Consider the following 1,733-nt stretch of genomic DNA (forward strand, 5'->3'; position numbering starts at 1 on the left):
GTAGAAGTGCTCCTTAGAAAGGAGGTGATCCAGCCGCACCTTCCGGTACGGCTACCTTGTTACGACTTCGTCCCAATCGCCAATCCCACCTTCGACGGCTCCCTCCACAAGGGTTAGGCCACCGGCTTCGGGTGTTACCGACTTTCATGACGTGACGGGCGGTGTGTACAAGGCCCGGGAACGTATTCACCGCAGCGTTGCTGATCTGCGATTACTAGCGACTCCAACTTCACGGGGTCGAGTTGCAGACCCCGATCCGAACTGAGACCGGCTTTAAGGGATTCGCTCCACCTCACGGTATCGCAGCCCTCTGTACCGGCCATTGTAGCATGTGTGAAGCCCTGGACATAAGGGGCATGATGACTTGACGTCGTCCCCACCTTCCTCCGAGTTGACCCCGGCAGTCTCTCACGAGTCCCCGCCATTACGCGCTGGCAACATAAGATAAGGGTTGCGCTCGTTGCGGGACTTAACCCAACATCTCACGACACGAGCTGACGACAGCCATGCACCACCTGTACACCGACCACAAGGGGGGCCATATCTCTATGGCTTTCCGGTGTATGTCAAACCCAGGTAAGGTTCTTCGCGTTGCATCGAATTAATCCACATGCTCCGCCGCTTGTGCGGGCCCCCGTCAATTCCTTTGAGTTTTAGCCTTGCGGCCGTACTCCCCAGGCGGGGTACTTAATGCGTTAGCTACGGCACGGATCCCGTGGAAGGAAACCCACACCTAGTACCCACCGTTTACGGCGTGGACTACCAGGGTATCTAATCCTGTTCGCTACCCACGCTTTCGCTTCTCAGCGTCAGTTACTTCCCAGAGACCCGCCTTCGCCACCGGTGTTCCTCCTGATATCTGCGCATTTCACCGCTACACCAGGAATTCCAGTCTCCCCTGAAGTACTCTAGTCCGCCCGTATCGACCGCAAGCTCGCAGTTGAGCTGCAAGTTTTCACGATCGACGCGACGAACCGCCTACAAGCTCTTTACGCCCAGTAATTCCGGACAACGCTCGCACCCTACGTATTACCGCGGCTGCTGGCACGTAGTTGGCCGGTGCTTCTTATACAGGTACCGTCACTTTCGCTTCGTCCCTGTCGAAAGAGGTTTACAACCCGAAGGCCGTCATCCCTCACGCGGCGTCGCTGCATCAGGCTTTCGCCCATTGTGCAATATTCCCCACTGCTGCCTCCCGTAGGAGTCTGGGCCGTGTCTCAGTCCCAGTGTGGCCGTTCGCCCTCTCAGGCCGGCTACCCGTCGTCGCCTTGGTGGGCCGTTACCCCACCAACAAGCTGATAGGCCGCGGGCCCATCTCGCACCAGTAAACCTTTCCAACCAGGAACATGCATTCCCGGCTCATATCCGGTATTAGACCCAGTTTCCCAGGCTTATCCCAGAGTGCGAGGCAGATCACCCACGTGTTACTCACCCGTTCGCCGCTCGTGTACCCCGAAGGGCCTTACCGCTCGACTTGCATGTGTTAAGCACGCCGCCAGCGTTCGTCCTGAGCCAGGATCAAACTCTCCGTTGAAGACTCTCAACCACACCCCGAAGGGTGTAATCAGAAGAATTAACCAGAGTCCGAAAACCTTGGCAAAACAAAACGCCAGCAAAAGTATTTGCTGACTAAATGTCCGACACCCTCACGGGGGTGAAAGGTATCGGAACCAATAAATTATTGGCACTGACATTCATCGACACACTGTTGAGTTCTCAAAGAACACACGCAC

Annotated in this window: 1 rRNA gene; it reads right to left on the reverse strand. The window is 56.3% G+C overall.

From position 1 onward, the window contains the following. Window positions 1-17 precede the first annotated feature (17 nt). A 16S ribosomal RNA gene (locus EBN03_RS33480) occupies window positions 18-1,534 on the reverse strand. Window positions 1,535-1,733: the final 199 nt, after the last annotated feature.

Origin of the sequence: Nocardia stercoris, assembly GCF_003696265.1 — a bacterium.
GTDB lineage: Bacteria > Actinomycetota > Actinomycetes > Mycobacteriales > Mycobacteriaceae > Nocardia > Nocardia stercoris.